Source organism: Enterovibrio paralichthyis, assembly GCF_019209835.1.
Classification (GTDB): domain Bacteria; phylum Pseudomonadota; class Gammaproteobacteria; order Enterobacterales; family Vibrionaceae; genus Enterovibrio; species Enterovibrio paralichthyis.
On record NZ_JAHUTS010000010.1, the window covers coordinates 76,311 to 96,040 of the forward strand.

The 19,730-nt window shown below is 55.2% G+C and carries 17 protein-coding genes; 7 read left to right on the forward strand and 10 right to left on the reverse strand.

Features of this window, described 5'->3' with window-relative positions; translation table 11 throughout:
- Positions 1-2 precede the first annotated feature (2 nt).
- From KU854_RS13470 to KU854_RS13495, 6 genes are all read left to right on the forward strand, one after another.
- Entirely contained in the window at positions 3-788 is a 786-nt protein-coding gene (locus KU854_RS13470) for a quinoprotein dehydrogenase-associated SoxYZ-like carrier (protein WP_218359023.1), read from the forward strand.
- Between the two features lie 520 nt (positions 789-1,308).
- Positions 1,309-3,114, forward strand: a complete 1,806-nt coding sequence (locus tag KU854_RS13475; protein ID WP_218359096.1) for a methanol/ethanol family PQQ-dependent dehydrogenase — start codon at positions 1,309-1,311, stop codon at positions 3,112-3,114.
- A 383-nt stretch (positions 3,115-3,497) separates the two neighbouring features.
- Positions 3,498-3,959: a plastocyanin/azurin family copper-binding protein gene (locus tag KU854_RS13480; protein ID WP_218359024.1), complete on the forward strand. Its 462-nt coding sequence runs from the start codon at positions 3,498-3,500 to the stop codon at positions 3,957-3,959.
- 15 nt (positions 3,960-3,974) lie between these two features.
- Positions 3,975-4,355: a hypothetical protein gene (locus KU854_RS13485; protein ID WP_218359025.1), complete on the forward strand. Its 381-nt coding sequence runs from the start codon at positions 3,975-3,977 to the stop codon at positions 4,353-4,355.
- A 9-nt stretch (positions 4,356-4,364) separates the two neighbouring features.
- Positions 4,365-5,237 carry a quinoprotein dehydrogenase-associated putative ABC transporter substrate-binding protein gene (locus KU854_RS13490; RefSeq protein WP_218359026.1) on the forward strand — a complete coding sequence of 291 codons (873 nt, stop codon included), beginning with the start codon at positions 4,365-4,367 and terminating at the stop codon, positions 5,235-5,237.
- Positions 5,227-5,790, forward strand: coding sequence for a DUF2380 domain-containing protein (locus KU854_RS13495; RefSeq protein WP_218359027.1), 564 nt, complete (start codon positions 5,227-5,229; stop codon positions 5,788-5,790). The genes KU854_RS13490 and KU854_RS13495 overlap by 11 nt, the downstream gene beginning before the upstream one ends.
- A 49-nt stretch (positions 5,791-5,839) precedes the next feature.
- On the opposite strand, the gene KU854_RS13500 is transcribed toward KU854_RS13495, so the two are convergent.
- The 6 genes from KU854_RS13500 to nosP all read right to left on the reverse strand — a co-directional run bounded on the left by KU854_RS13500 (position 5,840) and on the right by nosP (position 14,539).
- On the reverse strand, positions 5,840-6,598 hold the full coding sequence (locus KU854_RS13500) for a phosphoadenylyl-sulfate reductase (protein ID WP_218359028.1): 759 nt from the start codon (positions 6,596-6,598) through the stop codon (positions 5,840-5,842).
- Complete coding sequence (cysI, locus tag KU854_RS13505) at positions 6,591-8,309, reverse strand: assimilatory sulfite reductase (NADPH) hemoprotein subunit (RefSeq protein WP_218359029.1); 1,719 nt, start codon at positions 8,307-8,309, stop codon at positions 6,591-6,593. The genes KU854_RS13500 and cysI overlap by 8 nt, the downstream gene beginning before the upstream one ends.
- Complete coding sequence (locus KU854_RS13510) at positions 8,309-10,132, reverse strand: assimilatory sulfite reductase (NADPH) flavoprotein subunit (protein WP_218359030.1); 1,824 nt, start codon at positions 10,130-10,132, stop codon at positions 8,309-8,311. Before KU854_RS13510 ends, cysI begins: the two co-directional genes overlap by 1 nt.
- A 237-nt stretch (positions 10,133-10,369) precedes the next feature.
- A complete protein-coding gene (locus KU854_RS13515) occupies positions 10,370-10,600 on the reverse strand; it encodes a hypothetical protein (RefSeq protein ID WP_054779538.1) in 231 nt (76 codons plus the stop codon).
- 101 nt (positions 10,601-10,701) lie between these two features.
- Positions 10,702-13,335: a NahK/ErcS family hybrid sensor histidine kinase/response regulator gene (locus KU854_RS13520; RefSeq protein WP_218359031.1), complete on the reverse strand. Its 2,634-nt coding sequence runs from the start codon at positions 13,333-13,335 to the stop codon at positions 10,702-10,704.
- Between the two features lies 1 nt (position 13,336).
- Positions 13,337-14,539, reverse strand: coding sequence for a nitric oxide-sensing protein NosP (gene nosP, locus KU854_RS13525; protein WP_218359032.1), 1,203 nt, complete (start codon positions 14,537-14,539; stop codon positions 13,337-13,339).
- Positions 14,540-14,835: 296 nt separating this feature from the next.
- On the opposite strand from nosP, the gene KU854_RS13530 reads away from it, so the two are divergent.
- Positions 14,836-15,504, forward strand: a complete 669-nt coding sequence (locus KU854_RS13530; RefSeq protein ID WP_218359033.1) for a LuxR C-terminal-related transcriptional regulator — start codon at positions 14,836-14,838, stop codon at positions 15,502-15,504.
- 12 nt (positions 15,505-15,516) lie between these two features.
- Here KU854_RS13530 and KU854_RS13535 read toward each other — a convergent pair whose 3' ends face one another.
- The 4 genes from KU854_RS13535 to pqqC are packed head-to-tail and all read right to left on the reverse strand — an operon-like array spanning position 15,517 to position 19,727.
- Positions 15,517-17,538 carry an insulinase family protein gene (locus KU854_RS13535; RefSeq protein WP_218359034.1) on the reverse strand — a complete coding sequence of 674 codons (2,022 nt, stop codon included), beginning with the start codon at positions 17,536-17,538 and terminating at the stop codon, positions 15,517-15,519.
- Between the two features lie 23 nt (positions 17,539-17,561).
- On the reverse strand, positions 17,562-18,692 hold the full coding sequence (pqqE, locus tag KU854_RS13540) for a pyrroloquinoline quinone biosynthesis protein PqqE (protein WP_218359035.1): 1,131 nt from the start codon (positions 18,690-18,692) through the stop codon (positions 17,562-17,564).
- Positions 18,664-18,927: a pyrroloquinoline quinone biosynthesis peptide chaperone PqqD gene (pqqD, locus tag KU854_RS13545; protein WP_054779537.1), complete on the reverse strand. Its 264-nt coding sequence runs from the start codon at positions 18,925-18,927 to the stop codon at positions 18,664-18,666. Before pqqD ends, pqqE begins: the two co-directional genes overlap by 29 nt.
- A 41-nt stretch (positions 18,928-18,968) precedes the next feature.
- Positions 18,969-19,727: a pyrroloquinoline-quinone synthase PqqC gene (gene pqqC / locus KU854_RS13550; protein WP_218359036.1), complete on the reverse strand. Its 759-nt coding sequence runs from the start codon at positions 19,725-19,727 to the stop codon at positions 18,969-18,971.
- Positions 19,728-19,730: the final 3 nt, after the last annotated feature.

Here is a 19,730-nt window from a genome sequence, read left to right on the forward strand (position 1 = left end):
CCATGAAACTGAAGATACTTATCCTGTCAGGCCTGTTGGCAACAATGCCCGCAGCCGCCCTTGCTGACAACAGTGCCAACTGGCCACTGATCCGCGACAGCCTGTTTCCCGGATCACCGGAAATCGTAGAAAGCGATGATGTCGTGACACTCGAAGCCCCCACCCGCGCACTGGATGCCGCCTTAGTACCTATCGCGGTGAAAGTGAAAGAGAGGCAGGATGCCCCCAACCCGATCGAAAAAATCTACCTGATCATCGACAACAACCCTTCCCCGATCGTCGGCACGTTTGATATGACCCCCAACATCGGTATTGCGGATCTGTCCACCCGGGTCAGGATCAATGCCTATAGCCCGGTGCGGGTCATTGCCCAGACTCAGGACGGCAAGCTTCATATGAACAGCCGCTTTGTCAAAGCGTCCGGTGGTTGCTCCGCCCCTGCCGGAGCGGACGATATTCTTGCCCGCCAGCGCATGGGGCAGATGAAACTCAAACAACGTGAAGATGGCGAAGACAATGCCCTTCAACTTCTAATCAGCCACCCCAATTACAGCGGCCTGCAAATCGACCAGCTGACCCGCCACTGGATCCCGTCTGATTATGTCAGCGACATAAACATTACCCTGGACGGCGAGCCTGTGATGAGCTTTAACGGCGGTATCTCCATCAGCGAAAACCCCGCTTTCACCTTTCATATGGACAAGGACAAAAGTGGTACGCTCAAGGCCGACGTGAAAGATTCCACCGGCCGCGAATTTTCCAGCCAATGGGACATATCATCCCAATAGCGGGAATTCCCATTCACTGGACGAGATTGTTACCGGCGCCGTATCCCGTTGAATAAGCAATGTATGGCGCCGTTTCCCCGCTTTTTCACTCTTGCCACAACGGGTAGGAACAAGACTCAGTCGCTGCAATTTTTCGTTTAATAACAATCCCTTACTCTGACCTTAGTATTATTGCGGGAAAACAAAAGTGTTGTGTTCGCCACTTCCTCCCACAACCGCAAAAGCTGCCATAAACTCAAATGCACCGACGTTTTGTCATCAACGGGCGGCAAGGTTTGCCGCAAATTTCCGTTTGTGAGGTAACGAAACGGTGGTCAGAACTCATTACAGAAAACACGCGAAACCGCCTACGTTGTAGATCGCTGCTGTCGCCAAACATCTGTTTTCCGGCAAAAACCGAGCGAGTATGGCCCGGAGAGCGTCCCACAACTCCGCGGATTGCGCCCACGACATCGAGAACAGGCTGAGTGTTGGCTGGCAATGGTTGCCGACAGCACCCGCAGTCACGGAGGAAGTAAACATGATAGATGCAGCAAGGCTACGTAACGGCTTGTGTACCGCTGCCACCCTCTCTCTTACCCTGCTGTTCCCGGCGGCTTCACAGGCCAACGACGAACTGATCAAACTGCAGGATGACCCAAATCAATGGGTCATGTGGGGGGCAAACTATGCAGGCACACGTTACAGCCCGCTCGATCAGATCAATGCGAAAAACGCCAAGGATCTTCAGGTTGCCTGGACATTCTCAACCGGCGTACTGCGTGGTCATGAAGGCGGCCCTCTTGTTTTGGGCGACACCATGTACGTCCACACTCCCTTTCCAAACAAAGTCTTCGCCATTGATCTCAATACCAAGGCCCTGAAGTGGGAATATGTGCCGAAGCAGGATTCATCTGTTATTGCAGTGATGTGCTGTGACACGGTAAACCGTGGTCTGGCCTATGCAGATGGCAAGATCTTCCTGCAACAGGCAGATACCACCCTGGTCGCTCTGGATCAAAATACCGGTGAAGTGATTTGGAAAACCGCCAACGGCGATCCTAAAGTCGGTGCCACCAACACCAATGCCCCACTGGTCGTAAAAGACAAGATCCTGACCGGTATCAGTGGCGGTGAATTCGGTGTCCGCGGCTACCTGACTGCCTACAACATCAAAGACGGCAGCTTGGCCTGGCGTGCATACAGCACCGGGCCTGACGAAGAGATGCTGGTCGATGAAAACACCACCGCCATGCTCAAACCGATTGGCAAAGATTCCAGCCTTAAAACCTGGGAAGGGGATCAGTGGAAAATCGGTGGCGGTACCACTTGGGGCTGGTACAGCTACGATCCTGAGCTGAACCTTATCTACTACGGAACCGGTAACCCAAGTACCTGGAACCCATCCCAACGTCCGGGCGACAACAAGTATTCCATGACCATCATGGCGCGTGATGCCGATACCGGTATGGCGAAATGGATGTACCAGATGACGCCGCATGATGAGTGGGATTACGACGGCGTGAATGAGATGATCCTGGTCGACAAGAAATTCGACGGCAAGGATCGCAAACTGCTGGTTCACTTCGACCGCAACGGCTTTGCCTACACCCTCGACCGTGTGACCGGCGAACTTCTGGTCGCGCAGAAATACGACCCTGCGGTGAATTGGGCAACCCATGTGGACATGGAAACCGGTATTCCTCAGGTTGTAGCGAAATATTCTACCGGCCAAAACGGTGAGGATGTGGACACCAAAGGCATCTGTCCTGCTGCGCTGGGTACCAAAGACCAACAACCGGCAACCTACAGCCCACGTACCGGTCTGTTTTATGTACCGACCAACCATGTGTGCATGAACTACGAACCGTTTGAAGTCTCCTACACCGCAGGCCAGCCTTATGTGGGTGCCACCCTGTCCATGTTCCCTGCCCCAGACAGTCATGGCGGCATGGGTAACTTTATCGCCTGGGACGCGGAGAAAGGCGAAATCGTCTGGTCACTGCCTGAGCCATTCTCTGTATGGAGTGGTGCACTGGCAACCGGCGGTGGTGTGGTGTTCTACGGTACGCTGGAAGGCTACCTGAAAGCCGTGGATGAAAAGACAGGTAAAGAGCTTTACCGCTTCAAAACGCCATCCGGCATTATCGGTAACGTGAACACTTACGTGCACAACGGCAAACAATACATCGCTGTGCTGTCCGGTGTCGGTGGCTGGGCCGGTATCGGTATGGCTGCAGGCCTTGAAGGTGACACCGATGGCCTGGGTGCGGTAGGGGCTTACCGCAGGCTGTCTGACTACACCCAACTGGGCGGTGTGCTGACAGTCTTCGCCTTGCCGAATTAATAATAATTATACCCATACGACCTGAAGATGCGCGCATTCAGAGGTCATCAATGCGTTCAATTCAAGGCAAATTTTACGTGGAATAGTCGTTCTATTTCCGTGGAATTTAACGAAGAAGTGGGCGCATTGATGGCCTCCCTTCGGGCGAGTTTACTGACGCAGTGCTCTTTGTTGTTCCTTTTTGATGGAGGTGACTACACCTACAAAGGAACGCCGCGATCACAACGCCAGTCAATCTCGCTGAATCCTGCATCTTCAGGTTGTGTGGGTATAAAAACTAAAAGGGGAGTATTTGCTCCCCTTTCTCAGCTCTGATGCACAGCAATGGGTTGTGCAAATTTCGGGGCATCTACACTCAACGGACAGCAAGAGAAGGAACGCACATGGCAAGACGTTTTATCAAGTCATTCTGTTTGTTTTTAGGCCTTATCGGGGGATGGACAACCAATGCCTTTGCTGAGGAATTTATCGTTACCGCAGTGGGGGTAAAGTTCGACCCCATGGTGGTGATCATGCAACCCGGCGACAGGGTGAGCTGGACCAATATGCCCGCCCACAACGTGGAAACCATTGATGCCATGGTGCCGGAAGGCACTGAGAAAATTAACTCAGAGCTGGGGATGGAGTACAGCCAGGTTTTCGAGAACGAAGGGGTTTACGTCTACAAATGTGCACCACACTGGGGTGCGCGTATGGGCGGTGTGATCCTGGTTGGCACCCCCAGTGACATCGAAGGCGTCATCGACGCTTATCTGGCCGAGATTGAAAAAGACAAGTCGCTGCTTCCTGCCAAAGGATTGCTGAAAAAATTCAAAAAACAGCTGCAACAGGAAGGCATTCTGTAGTGGCAGGAGGAACTTATGAAAAAAGCCGTATCGAAAATAAGTTCATTGTTGGCGGTGATGGCACTCGCTTATTCAGCGTCTGCCACAGCCAATGATTTCCCAACCGTTGAGCGGGTCAAGTTTGTCCAGGAGTGCATGGCGCTCAAAGGGGGGCCTTCTTACGTCAACATGTATGGCTGCAGCTGTGTGATAGACAAAATTGCCGACAAGATGACGTTTGAACAATTCGCCTACGACGATGCCTTTGTGCGCCTGCGCAATATGCGCGGTGAACGCGGGGGGTATTTCCGCTCATCCAAAGACAGCCGACAGGCACGCAGCGAGCTGCTTGGGTTGCGTGAAGAGGCGGAAAAACAGTGTTTTGTCGCTGAAACCATCACCACAGCCAGTCAGTAGGAGGCCATGATGAAGTTATTCAATACAAGCATTGCCCTGATCCTGACCGGACTGTTGTCCCTGTCTTCCGTGGCAGCCGCAGAGAAAGCGTTTCCGTCGCCGCTGCCGGACAAGCTGCGGGTATGTGCCGACCCCAATAACCTGCCTTACTCCAACAAAGCGCAGGAAGGGTTTGAAAACAAAATTGCCGAGCAACTGGGGGAATACTTCGGGCTGGATGTTGAGTATGTCTGGTTTCCCCAGCGTATGGGCTTTATCCGCAATACCTTGAAAAACTGGTCCGATATTGAAGGGCGCTTTGCCTGTGATTTGGTCATCGGCGTTCCGGCCCAGTTTGATATTGCCGCCACCACCAAACCTTACTACCGCTCTGCCTACTCCCTGCTGCTGAAAAAAGACGGGGCTTTGGCAAACGTCAACAACCAGCAGGACTTTCTCGCCTTGCCGGATGCAGTGAAGAAAGCGATCAAGGTTGCCGCGTTCAGCCCTTCCCCTGCTGTAAGTTGGCTGCGGGAAAATGGCTTTAAAGACAGCACCGAGTATTTCCGCATCATGAATGGCGATCCGGAAGACTATCCAGGCAAGATGGTTGGCCGCGTTGCCGACGGTGAATTCGACGCTTTGGTGATTTGGGGCCCCATCGCTGGTTACTTTGCCAAAGCCTATCCGGATCTGGCCGTGATCCCCCTGACATCCGGCAATGGCAATGTGTTCGATTTTTCCATCTCCATGGGAGTCCGATACGGCGAGAAGCCGTGGAAAGAGACCGTTGAAATGGCCATGGATGCCAATGCACCGCAAATTGCCATGATCCTCAACGATTTCGGTGTGCCCGTTGTCGAAGCTTCTTCGAAACCACCACGTGACGATGATGACGACTGATCCCCTAAAAACGGGCAGACTGACTGCCCGTTTTTCATTGCCTTCGACATTGTGCCGGCTCGCCGCCGGCCTGTTGTTTGTGGCTTTTCTGCTCCCATTGCCCGCCAAAAGCACCGACATGCTGGTGCTCGACTTTGAACTCAATGACCTTACCTTTGTGACCGACAACAGCGAAGAAGTGGCGCGCACAGCCATGCTCGGAGACATGCTCAGGCAAACCCTGCAAGAAAAGCATGGTTTTCGCGTGGTCGCCGTGTCGCCAGAACAGTATGCCAATGCCAATCAGGGCTTTGGTTACCTGTTGTCACATCCGGAGGCCGCTGCCGAACTAGGGCGTGAGCACGATGCCAGATGGGTCGTGATCACACAGCTTCATAAACCCAGTTTCCTGTTTGCCTATCTGATCGCGCAGGTGGTTCATGTTCCGACTGACAGTGCCTACCCGGAAGTGATTGTGGAAATCAAAGGGCAACAGGATGTCATCAACCAACGGGGTATCAACAAGCTCTCGGGCAAAATCGCCCGCCAGATTGCGGCTATCTCCCGACCGTGAGTAACAAAAAAGCGATGCCGGGGCATCGCTTTTCAGATTCTACGTCAGGTTAAATACCGGCGCCGTCGCTCACATCATCTTCATGCAAACCACATTCGCGCTTTAGGCCAAAGAAGCGGGTTTCCTCTTCTGTCATGCCTGCTTCAAGCTTACGGGTGGTGTGCACATCCCCAACAGAAACATAACCCTGATCCCACAGCGGGTGATACGGCAGATCGTGATCTTTCAGATAGTAGTGCACGTCTTTATTCGTCCAGTCGATCACTGGCAAGAACTTAAACACCCCGTTCTGGATCCCGAGAATAGGTAAGGTCTTGCGTGATCCGGACTGATCGCGGCGAAGGCCGGAAAACCAGGTCCCGACATTCAGCTCATCCAGTGCACGGCGCATCGGCTCCACCTTGTTCAGGCGGTTATACAGCTCAATGCCCTCAACACCCTGCTCCCACAGCTTGCCATAGTGCGCTTCCTGCCAGGCTGCGCTCTGCTCAGCGCGGTAAACCCGCAGATCCAGCGACAGGCGCTTGGTCAGATCATTGATGAACTGGTAGGTTTCAGGAAACAGGTAACCGGTATCGGTCAGGATCACCGGCGTATCCGGTTTTTCCTGCGTCACCAGGTGCAACATCACTGCCGCCTGAATACCAAAGCTTGAAGAGAGGGCGAATTCGCCCTGCAGGTTTTCCAACGCCCACCGAACCCGCTCCTGCGCTGACAGGCTTTCCAGCTCAGCGTTAATGGGCGCCAGCTCCATTATCTGTTGTGCCTTGGTCAGGCCCAGCAGATCGGACAGTTGAAATTTAGGCATAGAAATCCCTCTTAGAGACTTTCACTTCCGCGATGATACCGGCGCGGATAACAAAATCACCGAAGCCTTCGCCGTCGTTGCGCTCTGTCGCCCAGCGCCCGACCAGTGCGTCGATCTCTTCCAGGATCTGCGCATCGGTGATGTTCTCTTTGTACATTTTAGGCACACGTGTCCCTTCGCGGTTTCCGCCAAGGTGCAGGTTGTAACGGCCAGGCGCTTTACCCACCAGCCCGATTTCCGCCAACATTGCGCGGCCACAGCCGTTCGGACAGCCAGTAACACGGAAGATGATGTGCTCATCACCCACAGCGTGTTTTTCCAGTACCCCTTCCAGCTCGGTCACAAAGCCCGGCAGGAAACGCTCAGCTTCCGCCATCGCCAGCGGACAGGTTGGGAATGCCACACACGCCATGGAGTTTTTGCGTTGTTCACTGACGCCATCATCCATCAGTCCATGCTCGCGGGCAATCTTCTCTATCTTGGCTTTGTTGGATTTCGACACGCCCGCCACAATCAGGTTCTGGTTGGCGGTCATGCGAAAATCCCCTTTGTGGATTTTGGCAATCTCGGCCACGCCGGTTTTCAGTGGCTTGCCCGGGTAATCCAGCAAACGACCATTTTCGATAAACAGGGTCAGGTGATGTTTTCCATCAATGCCTTCTACCCAACCGATACGATCACCGCGGCCGGTAAACTCATACGGACGGCTCACCTCAAACGTCACACCTGCACGTTTTTCCACTTCGGCCTTGAACACATCAGTCCCGACGCGATCCAGGGTGTACTTGGTCTTGGCATTCTTACGGTTTGAACGGTTACCCCAATCGCGCTGGGTAGACACCACTGCCGCCGCCACGTCCAGCGTTTTCGCCAGCGGGATATACCCCAGGTCGTCAGCCTTACGCGGATAGGTTGCCGTGTCGCCGTGGGTCATGGCCAGGCCGCCACCCACCAGCACGTTAAAGCCAACCAGTTTGCCGTTGTCGGCAATCGCCACAAAGTTCAGGTCATTGGCGTGCACATCCACATCATTTTGCGGTGGGATCACGACAGTGGTTTTAAATTTACGTGGCAGATAGTTGGAACCCAGGATTGGCTCTTCATCCTGATGCCCTTCCACCTTCTCACCGTTTAGCCAGATTTCGGCATAGGCACGGGTTTTCGGCAGCAGGTGTTCACTGATCTTCTTCGCCCACTCGTAGGCTTCCTGATGCAGTTCAGACTCTACAGGGTTCGAGGTACACAGCACGTTACGGTTAACGTCACCCGCCGTGGCAATCGAGTCGATACCAATCTTGTTCAGGGTCTGGTGCATCAGCTTGATGTTTGGCTTCAACACACCGTGAAACTGGAACGTCTGGCGCGTGGTCAGGCGGATACTGCCGTACATGGTGTGGTCGGTTGCAAACTCGTCAATCGCCAGCCACTGCTTGGGTGTAATAATCCCGCCCGGCATACGTGCACGCAGCATCACATTGTGCAACGGCTCCAGTTTCTGTTTCTGGCGCTCAGCACGGATATCGCGATCATCTTGCTGATACATGCCGTGAAAACGGATCAACTGGAAGTTGTCGGCGGTAAAGCCACCGGTGACCGGATCAGCCAGATCCTGCTCGATGGTGCCGCGTAAAAAATTACTTTCCCGCTTAAGACGCTCGTTGTCTGACAATGGGCCCAGCTCTTCGCCCAACACAATTTGCTTGTCGCTCATTAATACACATCCTTTTGATAGCGCTTGGCTTTACGCAGCTCGTTCAAATAGTTTTCTGCGTCTTCTCGGCTCTTGCCGCCATGTTGTTCAATCACAGTGATCAGGGCTTCGTGCACATCTTTGGCCATACGGGTTGCGTCACCACAAATGTAAAGGTACGCGCCGTCCTGCAGCCATTGCCAAACTGCCTGACCTTTGGCGAGGAGCTTGTCCTGAACGTACACTTTTTCTGCCTGATCACGGCTGAAAGCCAGATCAATCTCAGTCAGCACACCGTCTTTGAGGTATTTCTGCCACTCCACCTGATACAGGAAGTCCTGGGTGAAGGTACGGTCACCGAAGAAAAGCCAGTTTTTCCCTTCTGCACCGCGTGCATCACGCTCCTGAAGAAAAGCGCGGAATGGTGCGATACCGGTACCTGGCCCCACCATGATAACCGGCGCATCGTCGTCAGCAGGCAGTTTGAAGTTGTCGTTATGCTCGATAAAGACCTTCACTTCACCAGACTCTTCAGCGCGCTGTGCCAGGAAACCGGACGCGCCGCCAACACGGGTGTTGTCACCGTTTTTAAACTCCACCAGACCGACAGTCAGGTGCACTTCTTCGCCGACTTCTTCCTGGCTTGAAGCGATGGAATACAAGCGCGGCGTCAGTTTGCGCAGCAAGCCAACCAGTTGCTCGGCAGTCAGCTTTGTTTTCTTCTCGCCCAGTACATCAGCCACCTGAGTGTTGTTGGCATACTGGCGCAGCTTGTCTTTGTCTTCAGCCAACTTTTGCAGCTTCTTGCTGCCGGAAAGCTCGGCAAAGGCCGCGACCTGCTGCGGGTTGGACGCGGTGATTTCAAACTTCTCAATCAATGCCTGACGCAAAGTGAGGGATTCACCGGCCACTTCCACCGTCTCATCGCCAGTCAGTCCGGCTTTCGCCAGTATCTCGTCCGCCAGCGCAGGGCTGTTGGTGTAGTAAACACCCAGGGCATCACCCGGCTGGTAAGTCAGGCCAGACTCGCCCAAATCTATTTCGATATGGCGCACGTCTTTGCCCGAATCACGCCCGGTAATTTTCTGGTTAGCCACCAGTTCTGCGGTGTACGGGTTTTGCTTACTGTAGGCTGATGCCGTGCCCACCGAGGTGGCGGCATGCAGCGGTACGACCACTTCGCTGGCACCACCACCGATGGTTTCTTTTACCTTGCCCAGCACATCTGAACGCCAGCGCTCTGCATCGCCTTCATAGTCAACATCACAGTCGATACGTGGCGTGATCGCTTTGGCACCCAGTTTGGACAGGAAGGTGTCGAAGTCTTTACCGGTCTGACAGAAAAACTCGTAGCTGGAATCACCCAGTCCCAGTACCGCGTATTGCAGCTTGTCGAGCTTGGGCGCTTTTTTCGATTGCAGGAATTCGTGCAGGGAAATGGCGTTATCAGGTGGCTCGCCTTCACCGTTGGTGGAGGCAACGATCACCAAATGGGTTTCCTTTGCCAGATCGCGTGGCTTGTAATCGTCAGCTGAATAGAGGGAAACCTCGATGCCGTCTGCCTGCGCTGCCGCTTCCAAAGACTTTGCCACACCTTTGGCATTGCCGGTTTGGGAGGCATAAATAATGGTCAGCTTACCGGCGGGTTTTGCCGCCGTTGCCACGGCTGCAGCCAGCGGTTGTGGGGTTGCTCCTGCCGCGGCCGGAGTTTGGCTTAAGCCCCAGAAATAGCCACTGATCCAGGCCAGCTGTTGTGGTGACAAATCTGCCACCGTCTTTTGCAGTTGACCAATCTGCTGATCATTGAGCGGACTGGCCAGCGCAGAAAGTTCCTTGAGTAACATGACACGACATCCCTTTATTATTGCGTGAGCATAGATTAGCCACTCACCGTAATAACTAGAAAGAATAGAAACGCATGTTTTATAACCAAGGGTTTGATGGGGATATTCAGGGTTCCGCGGTGCGCTATCAGGATAGAGCCCGCAACAGCACTGGTTTCAGTGCCGCTGCATCAGGGCGGGATAGACGTAAAAAGTTAAAAGGAGGTGACGCAAAAGTGTGTTGTGGCAAGGCAATAGTCAGCTGTCGATAATCCGCACCTGCTGAAAGCCAACATCCAGCGCATTTTCAGTGGCCATGTCCACATCGCCAAAACACTGTTCAATACCGTTGCCATCAGTCAATGGCACCAGACCGCCACGGGCATGGCGGAACTCAACAATCCAGCCATCACTGGACAGCGAGGGTTCAACCAGCGCCTCAACCAACATACGCTGACCGTACAGCGAGCGAAGTTCCGTTTTTGTCATAGTACGTACCTGCTTCAGCCCAAAACATCGGGGCACAATTTTCCCAATGGTTTCGTATCAAAAAGCATAGTCTGGCGCTTACTGGTCTGCCAGAAAGCCCATTACCGATGTTGAGACGCCGCCAGCACCGTCGGCGGCAGATCCTGGGGATCGCCGCTGAGCAGATGCACCATGGTCATTTTCAGCCGCATAGGCGAAACCGGCTTATGCAGTACCAGGTAGCCGTTTTCCCGCGCCTGATGCTGCAACTCTTCACTGCGGTTGGCGGTGACAATCACGGTCGGGATCGGCTGCATACGATGTGCGTTAATTGACTGCGCCAGCGCAATCCCGGTGACATCGTTGTCGAGGTGGTAATCGGCAATCAACAGCTCTACCGGCGTCTGCACCGTATCACACTGGATTTGCAGCTCTTCCAGCGAAGCGGCGCACAGCACCTCACAACCCCAACGCTGCAGCAGCTCCTGCATGGCATTGCAAATATTCTGGTCGTTGTCGATGACCCATACCCGCGCCCCCTGAAGCATCATGCTGGTATCGGTGACCAGGGATTCAATGTTGTTGCGAAGCGTTGGCGTCTGCGCCGAACCGTAAGGCACCAGCACAGAAAAACGCGACCCGACGCCGGGTTGGGAGTCCACCGAAACCGTGTGCCCCAACACTCCGGCAATCTTGTCCACTATCGCCAGCCCAAGGCCAAGCTGGGTGTGGTTCTTATCCTGATTGGATGTCAGGCGTTTGAACTCCTGGAAGATTTCGTTCTTTTTGTCTTCCGGGATACCGACACCGGTATCCACCACTTCAATACGCAAACCGTCACGGCAGCGGCGGCAACCCAGCAGGATTTTCCCGGAAGGCGTGTAACGCAGCGCATTGGTCATCAGGTTGCGCACAATCCGCGCCAGTAACTGGGAATCGGTAAAGACATTGGCGGAGCTGTGCACGTAGCGCACTTCAACCCGGCCATTTTCGGCGGCATGGCTGAAATCATCGGCGATGTTGTCGAGTAAATCGCTGATGGGGAACGACTGTTTGTCCGCCCGCACCACCCCGGCATCCAGCTTGGAGATATCAACCAGGGTCGTGATAAGCGATTCCACATCTGCCAGTGAGTGCGCCAGTGATGCCACCAGTTTGCGCGCCGACGGCGACATCCGGTGGCTGAGCAGTGAGCCAAGGTACAATTGCGCCGCATTGAGCGGTTGCAGTAAATCATGACTGATGGCCGCCAGGAATTTGGTTTTGGACAGGTTGGCACGCTCGGCTTCTTTTTTGGTTTCCAGCAAACGCTCCTGAATGGTGCGGCGCTCTTCCACTTCTTCCTGAAGCTGGTCATTAAGGGTCTGCAACTGGGCGGTGCGTTCCTGCACCCGAAGCTCCAGGGTCTGGTATGCCTGTTCCAGCTTCTGGGCGCTCTGTTTGCGTTCGGTAATGTCCCAGTTAAGCACGAACAAGCCGGTTGTCTTGCCGTTGGTTCCCTGGTTGGGCACGTAGCTTTTAACCACATAGCGCGCTTCACCGAAGGCGTTGTATTCCTCCAGCTCAAACACCACCGACTCACCGGCCAACGCCCGCTCCACGTAGGGTCGCAACGCTTCAAAGGTCGACATGCTGCGCGAGACAGAAATGTGCTGGCCAATCAGGGCGCCGCGCGGATAGCCATACCACTCGTCGTAAGCACGGTTGGTGAACTGGTAGCGAAGGTCATCGCCCACGTAAGCGATAAGCGCCGGAACATTGTCCGTGATCAGCCGGAGCCACTGCTCGGTTTCCCGCAACTCCTTGGCATCCAGATAACGCTGGGTGATGTCGGTGTAGGTGTTAACGTAACCGCCATCGTCCATGGCGTGGCTGCGCACCTCAATCACGCGGCCATCCGGCAAGGTCTGCACCCGGATCCCTTCAGGCGGACGGATACCGCTGCGCCCGATCCGCCACAATGTCACCGGGCAATCCCTCATCAATTCATCCACCAGCGCACCGTTAAGCGTGTTCTGATCCAGTCCGCTCATGTCGATAAAGCGGTGGTTGAACACCTGAACTTCTCCACCGGTGCTGACCATCAACACCCCTTGAGACAGGTTATCCACCATGTTTTGCAGGATGCGGCTTTTCTCCGCCATCGCCGCCTCAAAGCGTGCGGTTTCCGCCCGCTTCAGCTGGGTGATATCGGCATAAAGCATCACCAGGCCACCGTTGCTGGTCTGGCGCTCCTTGATCTGCAGCCAGCGTCCGTTTTGCAGCCTGAGGGTATGACCGTTGCGTCCATGCCCCTGCTCCCGCACGATAAGGCCGTGGTCTTCCGCCAGTGCGCGCAGTTTTTCCGGCGTCAGGGAGGGTGACTCCAGCGACACGTCGTTATCACGCCAGTAACGCTGAAAACGGCTGTTGGAATACACCAGCTCGCGGTCTGCGTTAAACAGGGCAAAGCCGTCAGTAATGGATTCAATGGCATCAATAAAGCGTTGGTGCGCCTGCTCGGCCTGCTGTTTGGCGAGCATCAATTCGCGGTTGGCCGACTCAATCGAATGGAGCGCCTGATTCAGCTCCTCGGTTTTCTCCCGCACCTGATCGGCAAGCACCACGGAATGCTGAAAGGCGCCCCATGCATCAACCTGACCACACCCGCCCTGCTCGGCGCGACGCACCAAGGCATCAATGATCTTTTTCTGGCGGCTGTTTTCCGCTTCCAGCTCAGCAATTCGCGCCTGCAACGCTGCTTTCGATTCACTCAAGCTAACCTGCCTTACGCGCAATATCGAGCGCTGCCGGCGGTGATTCAAGCGGCGGACGGCCAATCATCACCCCGGTCAGTGTCTGGTTCATATGGATGCCGTTCAACTGTTCTCCGTAGGTATTGAAACCCACCAGGTTGAAGCGGCTGAAAATCTGTTTGGCCGTATCGCGCATCATGTGTTGTTCAATCTCAAGGCGACGCAGGAAACAGTCGCAGGCAAAAGTCAGCTCAGGCTCTCCAATGCGTGCTTCGATGGCTTTCAGCTTGGCTTCCATATCAGCAAACAGATCGCCCGGGCGCATCGCCGTCACCACAATGCCGTCATCCACGGCACAGTAAAAATCCAGGCTCAGATCTTCGTTTACTTTCTGGATCGAACGGACGTAGTACTGATCGCCAATCAGCACCGCGAGCGGATGCAGGGCGTAGATCTCCGGTCTCAGATCTTCGAGGGTGATCCCCGCTTCACGGGCATAGACCTCCGCCGCCGGTTCTGCATTGAATTCATAGACCCGCCTCGCTGTGCTGTCAGCCTGAGTCACCACCAGTTTGCTGTCGAGGCTCTCGATATGGTGAGTGGTGAACACCTCAAACGGGCAGTGGGTGTTGAACATCACCACGATTGCCGATTCGGCGTGGAAGGCACCGTCGCTGTAGACATGGGTGTTGGCTAGGTTGACGTCATCCCCTGCCGAGCCGCCGAAATGGGGAAGGCGTCCGAGGGCCGTATCCAGGGTCACCAGAAAGCGTTCTTCATTCGGGGAGAGGCCATCAATCAGGGTAAGGACAAAAGTATTGCCGTTGATCGGGGCCTTCAGGCCGCTCTGGCATTGCTCAATCAGGGAGCTGACACACAGCTGCGCCGCCTGGAGATCAAAACCTTCCAATGGAACACGCCTGCCGCTGACCTTGAAGTCCCGGCGGGAGAAACCCAGCGCACTGATACTACTTTTGGCGTAGCCCGAGGGGGTGATCTCCCCGGCAGTGGTGCAACCCATCACTTCACAGCGGGTAAAAGCGTGGCGCATTTCACGCCCCAGCGCATCAAGATCGTACGCCGACGAACAAAAGAAGATGACAAAGCCTATCTCCTCCCGATCTAGCTGCAACGCAAGTTCTCTGGCTGCCTTGGTAGCATCCAGTTGGTACGTTGCAGCACTGAAGATGGCGCGTTGAGGCGCCAGCGGTTGAAGCGCGGCCATGTGCTCTCCTGCTCATATCCTTTTATCCATCTTTAGTTTAATCGCTTAGCCCGCGTATTCGCGTCATACTTAGGAAGGAAATTTACATTTTTGCAAACTTCCCATATCAAAAGTTTCAAAAACGTGACAGCCACTGGGTCACAAATGGAATCAGGGTCACTACACTGATTATCGGGAGACGATTCTGATTTGCGCTCAGGCGAACTGACGGCTGGAGAGACCGTTTCGCCGCTGTCGCATGTTGAATTACCGCTGTCGCCGGGAAGGCGTCGGCGTGACTAATAAGGGATGAAGTTATGTTCAAGTTTCTCGTTGCCGATGATCATCCGCTGTTTCGTGATGCGTTAATAGCGGTGATCCGTGATGGCTATGACGACAGCGAGATTTTGCAGTCAGAGGACATAGAACACACACTGTCACTGGCTAGCACCCACCCTGATCTCGACCTGATCCTGCTCGATCTCAATATGCCGGGCATGGCGGGACTTAAAGGGCTTTTGGAGCTGAGAAACCAGTTCCCCACCATTCCCGTCGCTATCATTTCTGCCGAAACCAACAAACAAATTATCCTGCAAACCATCGCCTACGGTGCGGTGGGGTTTATCGCTAAAAGCGCGCCAAGGGAGAAAATGCGCGAAGCCTTCGAGCAGATCCTGGAGGGTCATGTGTATCTGCCCGCCGACATTATCCGCGCCGAAAGCGATGGCGACGCCAGCCCACGGCGCAAGGACGAGCCTCAGTTTTCCCCGGAAATGCTCCATACCCTGACCCGCCGCCAGTTGCTGGTGCTGAAATCCATGGCACAGGGCGCAGCCAACAAGCAGATCGCCTACGATCTCAATATTTCCGAGACCACGGTGAAGTCCCACGTTTCGGCGATATTGAAAAAGCTGGGGGTGCATAACCGCATCCAGGCGGTGGTCGGCGTGACCAATATCGACTTCGACCGTTACCTCAAACGCTGAACCACGTCGCGGTCAATGCAGGGTGGGGTGTTTCAGTGCTTTGAGCACGTGACAGGCCAGCTCTGACAGACTGGCCGGCGTGACCTGTGAAAAATCCACCGCCGGGGATTGTCCTGCCAGCGCCAGCAAGGCTTTGAGAAAGCGGGCGCAATGCTTGTTATACCGCGCTGATACCAACCCCAGCCCACCTTGGCAGCGGGTTTCCAGTTCACTCTGGGTGAGTGGCTCGGTCAGGGATTCAATGGCATGAAGCAGCGCAATAAAGGTGACAGCCGGGTCACTGTCCGCCACTGACTCAAACGTCAGTTCATAACTGAGCAAATCCAGCGCCACCGTCAGGCTGTAGCAGCGACCGCCAAGGCGGCGTTTTTTCATCATGGATGTCGCCATCACCGCCTGCCCGAAAACAGCAATATCCCCCGCATCAATAGTATGGGGGAATGACAGAGTGACATGCATGGCATCGGCGTCATCTTTGTGGCTGACCATAATGGTACCGGCACGGAACACCGGAATACTGCCCCGCACGCTGAGGGAAATGCCGTGCGCCGCATGCTCCCACTCCCCGTCCACAGCACTGACTTCATCCGCCCCCAGTTGGTGATGCCAGAAATGGCGCAACGCAGCAGCTTCATCCTCCGGCACATCCACGGTGTAACCGAGTAACCTGATATTGGCGCTCTGCCATTCTCCCAACCCGCCTATCACAGGCTTCCCCTGCATCCATGCCCATCGCAAGGTGCGTTGCTGGCAAAGAACCAGCCATCGCTCAATGGCTTCGCGGGTGGTGGTGTCACGGGCACTAAGCCGTACCAGTATCGCCAATCGGGTAAGCGGTGGACAGGACGGACACCACTCCCCTTGCCCGCCTTCCCTTTCTTTGGCCGTCAGCAGCGGGTCGTCCTTATCCGCCGCCAGAAACGGCGGCGCAAATGGGGTCTGGGCAAAACCATGGTAAAGGCGCTGCAGGCCATCCCCCCAGCGCCGCGCCATATCCTGTCCGGTTTTCAGCGCCTGATAACGGCTTTGCCAGCTCACCCTACGTGATGGCATTCGCCGAGCGCTGTCCTCCACAAAGCGCGTAAGCGTTTCGGTATCGGCATCGTCCGCCAGGGAAAAGTGAAGCTGTGGCGTTGGCTGGAAATCACTGCTCAATGGCAGAAGCGTCGCGCCGAGCTGGCGAAGCTGTTGCTGGCAGCGCGGTGCGCTCAGAGTCGGATGCAGGGCCGCTGCCCACTGCGGCGCATACGGCAGAGTCACCAGACGCATCGCTGGGGCTTTCGAAGCGGCGAACAGGGAACCGGCTGGCGGGGTTGTTAACCCGACGCCGCCGACATCCTTCAGGGTTTTGGACACCTGGTGCCACAGCGCGACCATGGGCCAGGTACCGGCGGTCAGCAACAACGCATGTTGCGGCCGGTAGTAACGGTGGTGATAACGGCGCAGCGCGGTGATATCAAGCTGTTTGACCGTTTCCGGCATGCCGCCATAAAGCGGCGCGCGCGGGGTGCTTTGCATGGCAAGCGCTGTTGCTTCCCGGAAAGCCGCAAGCTTCATGTAGGCCGTCAGTTCACGGTAAAGCGCCCCGTTTTCGCCCTTTTCATCCACCACCTCCTGCGCGAAATCTTCTTCCAGCAACAGGGGCTGGAACACGCAGTCGGTCATAAAACCCAGACCACGCAGGGCCGATGTAGGGTCGTAGCCACTGAGGTGAAAACGGGTGCTCTCTTTTTGGGTGGTGGCGTTGAACTCCAGCAAAGCCAGCTCAGCGCGAAGGTTGAGGAAGGTTTCCGGATCGGTATAGCGGGAAGAGCCGCGCAGCACCATGTGTTCCAAGGCGTGGGTAATACCGCTGTCATCCTCTACCGGCGTGGGCAGCACCAGGGCGGCACTTAATCTGTTTTCATCGGCAGCGGCATAGTGCCAGTGAACCATTCCCGTGACATGACGATATCCCACCCAGCCAGTCTCAAGCTGTTGCTCACCCGGAGGCAACAACATCCAATCAGATGCGGCGGGGTTGCGTATCGCCATCGCGTCTCCTGTTTGTCATTTCATCATGGCTTAACCGACAAAATGATCTGGCTGTTTTTCACTGTCCGGGACAGGGCTTCACTGTGACAGCCCTGATTGGCCTTAGTCACCGCCGCCTCAATCACAGAGTGATGGGGCGATTTGCTGCACACCGGATCGGCATTGGCGGCATTGCCGGTCAGGAGCAGAGCCTGACAGCGGCAACCACCAAAATCGTTTTCTTTCTCATTACAGCTTCGGCAAGGTTCCCGCATCCAGTCAAATCCGCGGAAGTGATTAAAGCTTTCAGAGTCGCGCCAGATGTACGCAAGCCCATGATCTTTCACGTTGGGATGGGGTAAATCGAGGAGCGCGGCGCTGTGGCATGGCAGCGCCTTTCCATCCGGCGCGATATTGATAAACACATTGCCCCAGCCGCTCATGCAGGGTTTGGGGCGAGTTTCGTGGTAATCCGGGGTGACAAATATAAACTTGGGCCCCTGCCCATTCTGACTTTCCCGTAATGCGTTGACCTTGGCCTCGGCCGTGGCAATCTGGTCGTGGGATGGCAAGAGCGCATCGCGGTTATGCAGTGCCCAGCCGTAATATTGCGATGTGGCAAGCTCGACGAAATCCGCCTCGAGTTCAATGGCGAGCGCCATGATAGCCTCGATGGACTCGATGTTCTGGCGGGTGATCACCACATTCATCACCATAGGAAAGCCGTTGGCCTTCACCGCCTTGAACATGGCCTTCTTGTGTTCAAAGGCATGGCGTTTTCCGGCAATGGCATCACTGAGATCCGGATCGGCAGACTGGAAACTGATCTGGATATGATCCAGCCCCGCCGCTTTCAGCGCTTCAATGCGTTTTTCATTCAGGCCGACCGCCGAGGTAATGAGGTTGGTGTAGTAACCCAGACCATGCGCGTGTTCGACAAGCTGTTCCAGATCGCGCCGCATCAGCGGTTCGCCGCCGGAAAAACCGAGCTGCACCGCGCCAAGCTCTCGCCCTTCCTCCAGCACCCGGCACCACTCCTCGGTGGAAAGTTCGTCCTCTGGGTCGCCAAGGTTAATGGGATTGGCGCAGTAGCTGCAGTGAAGCGGACAGCGATAGGTCAGCTCTGCTAACAGCCAAAGCGGGGGATTAACAGGCTTCGAGCCATTTTTTGTCACGGGCGACCTCCACAAATTCATTCACATCACCGGCCAGGTCAACGCCGGGGAATTTTTCTTCCAGACGGCCAATCACTTCCGCTACCGAGCTCGGCCTCTCAAACTGCCTCAGGATTTCTGCAGCGCTGTCACTGAGTTTCACCATGCCTTCAGGATAGAGCAGCACATGGCAGTCCTGTGCTTTTTCAAACTGCATGCGAAACATGGCATTGCGTTGGTATTGTGCGTCGCTCACGTGACTTCTCCCTTTGTGATTGTCCGTTGTTAAGGCTGCCGTTAACGCTCCAGCGAATGGTGCCACACCGGCTGGTCGGTGATGCCGACATACGGCGGACGGTTGAACTCGTAGGCCATGCTGATGGCGTCGAGCATCGACCACAGGATATCGAGTTTGAACTGCAGGATATTGAGCGCCCGCGCCTGCCCTTCCACAGAGGTGAAATGATCCAGGGTGATCGCCAGACCATGTTCGACATCGCGCCGAGCCTGACTCAGACGCTGACGGAAATAGGTCAGCCCTTCGGTATCAATCCAGGGGTAATGGGTCGGCCAAGAATCGAGGCGTGACTGGTGGATTTGCGGCGCAAACAGTTCGGTCAGGGAGGAGCAGGCGGCCTCCTGCCAGGTGGCGCGGCGGGCAAAATTCACATAGGCATCTACCGCAAAGCGCACCCCCGGAAGTACCCATTTTTCGTCAATCACATCCTGACGGTTCAGCCCCACCGCTTCGGCCAGTTGCAGCCAGGCTTCAATGCCGCCCCACTTGCAGTCGAGGCTTTTGTGGCCGTCGTGGTCAAGAATGCGCTGCACCCAGTCGCGGCGGATATCCGGATCGCGGCAATTGGCCATAATGGCGGCGTCTTTCACCGGGATGGATGTCTGGTAGTAAAAGCGGTTTGCCACCCAGGCGCGGATTTGCTCCTTGGTACATTTACCCGCATACATAGCGATGTGGAAAGGATGGTGAATGTGATAGTACTGCCCTTTATCCAGCAGCGCCTGCTGGAAATCTTCACGACTCATTGCCTTGGTCATACC

What these genes read in the sequence shown, in the direction of transcription:
- pqqC (WP_218359036.1), bottom strand. Translation starts at nt 19,727, where the DNA reads ATGACCAAGGCAATGAGTCGTGAAGATTTCCAGCAGGCGCTGCTGGAT.
- KU854_RS13510 (WP_218359030.1), bottom strand. Translation starts at nt 10,132, where the DNA reads ATGTTACTCAAGGAACTTTCTGCGCTGGCCAGTCCGCTCAATGATCAG.
- KU854_RS13535 (WP_218359034.1), bottom strand. Translation starts at nt 17,538, where the DNA reads ATGGCGATACGCAACCCCGCCGCATCTGATTGGATGTTGTTGCCTCCG.
- cysI (WP_218359029.1), bottom strand. Translation starts at nt 8,309, where the DNA reads ATGAGCGACAAGCAAATTGTGTTGGGCGAAGAGCTGGGCCCATTGTCA.
- KU854_RS13485 (WP_218359025.1), top strand. Translation starts at nt 3,975, where the DNA reads ATGAAAAAAGCCGTATCGAAAATAAGTTCATTGTTGGCGGTGATGGCA.
- KU854_RS13530 (WP_218359033.1), top strand. Translation starts at nt 14,836, where the DNA reads ATGTTCAAGTTTCTCGTTGCCGATGATCATCCGCTGTTTCGTGATGCG.
- nosP (WP_218359032.1), bottom strand. Translation starts at nt 14,539, where the DNA reads ATGGCCGCGCTTCAACCGCTGGCGCCTCAACGCGCCATCTTCAGTGCT.
- KU854_RS13515 (WP_054779538.1), bottom strand. Translation starts at nt 10,600, where the DNA reads ATGACAAAAACGGAACTTCGCTCGCTGTACGGTCAGCGTATGTTGGTT.
- KU854_RS13470 (WP_218359023.1), top strand. Translation starts at nt 3, where the DNA reads ATGAAACTGAAGATACTTATCCTGTCAGGCCTGTTGGCAACAATGCCC.
- KU854_RS13480 (WP_218359024.1), top strand. Translation starts at nt 3,498, where the DNA reads ATGGCAAGACGTTTTATCAAGTCATTCTGTTTGTTTTTAGGCCTTATC.
- KU854_RS13495 (WP_218359027.1), top strand. Translation starts at nt 5,227, where the DNA reads ATGACGACTGATCCCCTAAAAACGGGCAGACTGACTGCCCGTTTTTCA.
- KU854_RS13500 (WP_218359028.1), bottom strand. Translation starts at nt 6,598, where the DNA reads ATGCCTAAATTTCAACTGTCCGATCTGCTGGGCCTGACCAAGGCACAA.
- KU854_RS13475 (WP_218359096.1), top strand. Translation starts at nt 1,309, where the DNA reads ATGATAGATGCAGCAAGGCTACGTAACGGCTTGTGTACCGCTGCCACC.
- KU854_RS13490 (WP_218359026.1), top strand. Translation starts at nt 4,365, where the DNA reads ATGAAGTTATTCAATACAAGCATTGCCCTGATCCTGACCGGACTGTTG.